Origin of the sequence: Sandarakinorhabdus sp., assembly GCF_031430775.1 — a bacterium.
Taxonomy (GTDB): domain Bacteria; phylum Pseudomonadota; class Alphaproteobacteria; order Sphingomonadales; family Sphingomonadaceae; genus Sandarakinorhabdus.
Window position 1 is genome coordinate 1 of the sequence record NZ_JANPCD010000056.1, and the last position, 4,977, is coordinate 4,977.

Sequence of the window (4,977 nt, forward strand, 5' to 3'; positions counted from 1 at the left end):
ACGGTGACGTCCTGCGTCTCGCCGTCTTCGGTGTAGCGCGTCGCGCGCGGATACTGTCCTGCGTGCCGCTGCAGTTCGGCAAAGACACGGTAATTGCCGCGTTCTTTCAAGCCGTCCAACGCGGCGAGGAAATGCGCTTCATAGTCCATTATTGTCTCCCCGCCGTTTCATGCACGGCGAATTGTCGCGGGGCAAGCCCATTTTGGTCACTGAGCATCAGCTATTTGCACAGCTTGTGTCGTATGTCGTCGCCGCATGGCCCAGCGGAAAATGGCGGTGTCTTGCCATGGCAGTACCAAAAATCCATGTTCCACAAAGGCCAGCAATGTCAACGCAAAGGCCAGTGCATAGCCTGTGGCGATTCCACCGCGCGACGATAAGGCCAGGTGGCCAAGAACGCCGGCCACTAGCAGGATTGCCGCGAGCGACAAGGCAAAGAAGCGACGCGGCGGCGCAATCCTGAAATAGCTGGCGAGGTAACGCATGTGATCGGGCATCATCTCGGTGGACAGATGCGGCACGCCGGCAAAAATATTCAACTTTGCCGACAACCGCATGACGAAAAGCAACAGGAACGTCAGCGTAGCGGCCTGGTTTGGCTGCCCCCATGTCGCCGCCGCCAAGCCCAAGGCCGTGACGAACATCGCAACTTCGTGATGGATAAGCGTCCCGGCCGCTAGGCGGAACCGCCGCCAGCCGCGCGCATCGGGCGGACAGGGATCACGATTGGGGCCGGTGACAAAGCCCATCAGGAATGACAGTTCATGCCAGCCCCAAAGCACCAGCGCACAAGCAAAGGCTGCATAGGCTGCCGCCGGACTGGTCAGCTCGGCCGTGGTGATGACGCCCCCCATGGCAAAGCCGCTCGCGATCGTGGCGATCATGATGCTTATTGGCCAAGTATGGCTTGGCAACTGGTCAAGCCAAAGCACGAAGCCCGTGGCGACAAACCAAAGCACAGTCGCAAAGAGCAAGGGCAGGACCAGTTCCGACACGCCGAATTCCTACCAGACCGGCTGCATCCGGACCTGGGGCGTCAGGTCCATGCGGTCCACCGGGTGCAGGTAAATGCGCGCAAACGTAACGGCCGCCTTGAGCTTCAGACCGAATATGCGAACCTTTGCCATGACGCCGCCGCTGGCCGCAGCTTCGTCCATGGCATCAGACGTTTCGCGCATGGTTTCGAGCAGCGCGCGGAATGACGGCGCATCGGTCTGGAGGGCGATCGGAAACACCTGGCGGGTGATCTGGGTGGTGATGTTGAACACTTTGTAGCCAAACTCGGTCGGATCAATGCCAAAGGCATTATAAAGCGCCGGCCGCTTGTGATCGCGCACAAACATGGTTGCGTACACCGCCGTTAGGAAAAACCGGATCCACAGTACGTTGAGGCCGGTCAAAAGCCTGGGATCGGAGCGCATCAGCAAGGCAAAAGCCTCACCATGGCGGTATTCGTCGTTGCACCATTCCTGGAACCATTTGAAAATCGGGTGGAAGCGCTTTTCCGGATGTTTTTCAAGGTGGCGGTGGATGGTGATATACCGCGCATATCCAATCTTTTCCGACAGATACGTTGCATAGAAAATGAACTTCGGACGGAAATAGGTGTATTTCTTGGTCTTGGTCAAAAAGCCGAGGTCGATGCCGACACCCGCATCCTTCAGGCTGTCGTTGATGAAGCCGGCATGCCTGGATTCGTCACGCGCCATCAGCCTGAACAGCGCCTTGGCGTCCGGATTCTTCATGCGCTTGGTGATCTCGGCATAAAGAATGCAGCCGGAGAACTCGGACGTCATCGACGACACCAAGAAATCGACGAATTCCGGGCGCAGTTCAGGGTCCATGTTGGCGATCACACCGTCGAATTCGGGCGTGCGCTTGAAGTGCTGCTTGTTGGGATCGGCGGTCATCTCCGCGATCAGCGCATCCCATTCGCCGCGGACACCCGCCACGTCGATCTTGTCCATCGCGTCATAGTCGGTGGTGTAGAATCGCGGCGACAGGACGGTGTCCTGCGTGGCGATCGCCATTGCGCCTTCCTTGGTGATCGGCGTCTCAGCGTTCATCGCGGCTTCTCCGAGCTGAAAGTGATTTCATAAAGTTCGGTCAGTTCGGTCTGGGCCCTGAGCTGGGTCCACCAGCGGCGCAGCGCGCCAGCCTTCCAGACAGTGACCCTGCGGCGCAACGTCAGCGCTTCACCATAAGGCAACCTGACAGGGTCGCCGTGCACCTTCACCGCATCGCCTGGACCAAGCGCAATGTCACCATCAAGCTCGACATGGGCATGAAGATTGTCGGCGCTATGCTCGATCATGATCGTGCAATTGGTTTCCAGCGGCGGAGCGGTGAACAAGCCCATCAGGCCGGCCCCTTGCCATCTGCTGCCGGCGGCGCGGTGCGGGCCAAGGCATTGCCAGAATACGGCACCAGAAGTTGGGCGAAGGATGCGCGGTTGGTGTGCCCAAAGCTGCCAAGCTCGAGGATGCGCCCCGTTGCCTTGTCCTCAAGTGTCAATGCGCCATCGCTCCACTGCGTGATGGTCACCGGCGCCGCCCTCGACGTCTGGTGCAGCGTACGTTCGCGCATCATGCCCCGCATGACGCCGCGTATGAAACCGGAATTGCTGCCAGGCTCGAGGATCATGGCCGGCTGGCCGGTTGCAGGGTCGCCAACAACCAAGGCGCCATCCTGCCGGTCCTCGAACGTGAAATCATGGCTGACCACGACTTGCGCCTTGATTCGCTCGCGGGCCTGGGGGGCGGTTTCGGGCGCGGGCAGAACGCCAAGCCGGATCGCGCCGACAGTCAGCAGGCTGATGCCGATAAGACCCCCGGCCGCATAGAGTGCGCCAACCGGAAACTGCTCGCCGCGAAAATCGCTCATGCCGCGACACCGACCATGGCAATGTCAGGCTGGCCGGAACCGGCGGCGGGCATGACACGCACGCCGGGATCTGCCGCTGCCAATCCCGCCGTCAACAGCGGCAAGAAGGATTCAGGGACTGAACGCAGCATCGGCTGTGGCTGGCCAAGCTTCCAGGGCCTGACATGCGGCCACATCTGGAGATAGCCGAGCGGGAAACGCGTGGTCGGCTTGAGGGACACATCGACAATGCCATCCCCCGCCGGCTTTGCTTCGGCAGTGCCGATCAGGCTGAGCGGCAGGTTCACGCACTTGGGCAGCGCCACCCCGAACCGCATGACCACGCGGCGATTGGTCAGGGTGTAAATCGTCGAGCGGGCCTGCGCCCAGGCCAGCAGGACCAGCAGCCCGATGGCAAACACGGCAACAACCAAAGTGGTGATGGCACCGGTCAGGCCAGTACCACCAGCCAGAAACGCCAGGCCGGACAAGAAGATGAACCAGACAGCGACGAAGCGCGTGTGGAAGACGCCGCGAGCGACCCCGCGCCAATCCGGCGTGCCCTGCCAGACGATCTCCTCGCCCGGCGGCAACCGCCCGGGCAAGCCCGGGATCGGTTCAACTTCATATTCCATGGTCACAGAAGCGGCTCCGAACGCTCGGGCGTTGCCCAAAGGTAGCCGCCGCCGAAGTAGCCGACGATCTTGTCCTCCTCAAGCAGCGTGACCTGGTCTGCGGTCTTGGGTCGCGGAGCGCCGGCAAATTGCGCGGCCGTGATGGAATCGGTCACCACGCCGCGACGCGACACTTCCGACATCGCCATCGGCAGCAGGACATGGCCGTCACCGCTGGTCAGTTCGACCTCGAGGTACCGCAGCATGTGTTCCGACTTGTCGACCCACAGGTCGCTGACAGTACCAGCAGCCTTGCCATCGACACCGAACACGGTCAGCCCGCGCGGATCGATGTCCTGCGCCACGACGCCGATATGCGGCGCCACCCGAGTGGGAACGATGCGCGGATCGCCGTGCATGTCGAGGTCGGGACGGTCGAAGCGCTGGGCATAGGACGCCGGGCCGAGGCCGGAGGAAAGATGATTGTCCTTGGGCTCGAACGGAGTGCCTTCGTAGCCGCGATTTTCGGGCCAGATATTGGTCGGCAATTCATCCCGATCGTTTGCAGTCGGGGTGGTGAACGTGCCCAGTCCATGCGGGAGCACAAAGGTCTTGGGCTCATCGAAAATCAGCGGGTCATTCAAATCCAGCCTCTGCCCGGTGACATCCCATTCCAGAGGATAACCTTCGCGGCGATCCTCCCGGCGCAGGTACCAGACCAACCCGAGGAAGAAAAAGAAGAACAGGAAAAAGGCAAGCTCGGCAATATCGAGGCCGCCGACTAGATGGACGTTCTTCATGTGAGGCGTCTCCTCCTCAGGTTGGAAACTCTGCCAAGCCAAAGGAAACAGGCTCGGGACGGCGATTAGAATAGGCGTCTCTGGCGCGGCGCGCCAGCGGGCCAAGCGCGACAAGGCTCAAAAAAAGCAACAAAATCTCGATATGCCATACCATGGAATAACCGGTGCTGGGCAAAGTCAGCCCCGGACCCAGTGTTCCGGCCATGGCCAGCGCACCGACACCGTCGCGAATCGCGCCCGATGCAATGATTCCAAAGCCGGTGGCCGTGGCTTGCACGGCGCCCCACGCGCCAAGCGCGATGCCCGATTGCCCCATGGGCGCAGCAGTCATGGCCGCAGTCAAAGTGGCGACTCCGAACAGGCCGCTGCCCAGCCCGATGCCGGCCGCACCGAGGCACAACAGCGCGATCGACGAAAGCGGCGCCGAGAAAATCACGGCAGAAAACGCACTGATCCCGATCACGGCACCGAGGCCAGCGAGACGCGCCGGGTCGCCGCCGCGTGCCAGTATGCGGGCACAGAAACCAAGACCGAGCAAAGTTCCAAGTGATGAAAACGCCGTAAGGCCGGTGGTCGCGCCAACAGACAGCCCGAGGACTTGGCCGCCATAAGGTTCAAGCAAAACATCCTGAAGGCCAAAGCCGGCAGCGCCAAGCCCGACGACATTCCGCCGGCCCTGAAAGGGCTCGACGAGCAGGCCG

The 4,977-nt window shown here is 61.4% G+C and carries 7 protein-coding genes; all 7 read right to left on the reverse strand.

All coding sequences use genetic code 11. The annotated features are described in order from the left end of the window. Positions 1-206 precede the first annotated feature (206 nt). Positions 207-995, reverse strand: a complete 789-nt coding sequence (puhE, locus tag RMQ73_RS03035; RefSeq protein WP_310496514.1) for a putative photosynthetic complex assembly protein PuhE — start codon at positions 993-995, stop codon at positions 207-209. A 9-nt stretch (positions 996-1,004) separates the two neighbouring features. Then, entirely contained in the window at positions 1,005-2,066 is a 1,062-nt protein-coding gene (acsF, locus tag RMQ73_RS03040; RefSeq protein ID WP_310496515.1) for a magnesium-protoporphyrin IX monomethyl ester (oxidative) cyclase, read from the reverse strand. Next, complete coding sequence (locus tag RMQ73_RS03045) at positions 2,063-2,359, reverse strand: hypothetical protein (protein WP_310496516.1); 297 nt, start codon at positions 2,357-2,359, stop codon at positions 2,063-2,065. Before RMQ73_RS03045 ends, acsF begins: the two co-directional genes overlap by 4 nt. After that, positions 2,359-2,883: a photosynthetic complex assembly protein PuhC gene (puhC, locus tag RMQ73_RS03050; protein WP_310496517.1), complete on the reverse strand. Its 525-nt coding sequence runs from the start codon at positions 2,881-2,883 to the stop codon at positions 2,359-2,361. The genes RMQ73_RS03045 and puhC overlap by 1 nt, the downstream gene beginning before the upstream one ends. Continuing rightward, positions 2,880-3,497: a photosynthetic complex putative assembly protein PuhB gene (gene puhB, locus RMQ73_RS03055; RefSeq protein ID WP_310496518.1), complete on the reverse strand. Its 618-nt coding sequence runs from the start codon at positions 3,495-3,497 to the stop codon at positions 2,880-2,882. Before puhB ends, puhC begins: the two co-directional genes overlap by 4 nt. Before the next feature lie 2 nt (positions 3,498-3,499). Continuing rightward, entirely contained in the window at positions 3,500-4,276 is a 777-nt protein-coding gene (gene puhA / locus RMQ73_RS03060; protein WP_310496519.1) for a photosynthetic reaction center subunit H, read from the reverse strand. A gap of 16 nt (positions 4,277-4,292) precedes the next feature. Continuing rightward, a partial coding sequence (locus tag RMQ73_RS03065; protein WP_310496520.1) for a PucC family protein occupies positions 4,293-4,977 on the reverse strand: 685 nt, incomplete at its 5' end.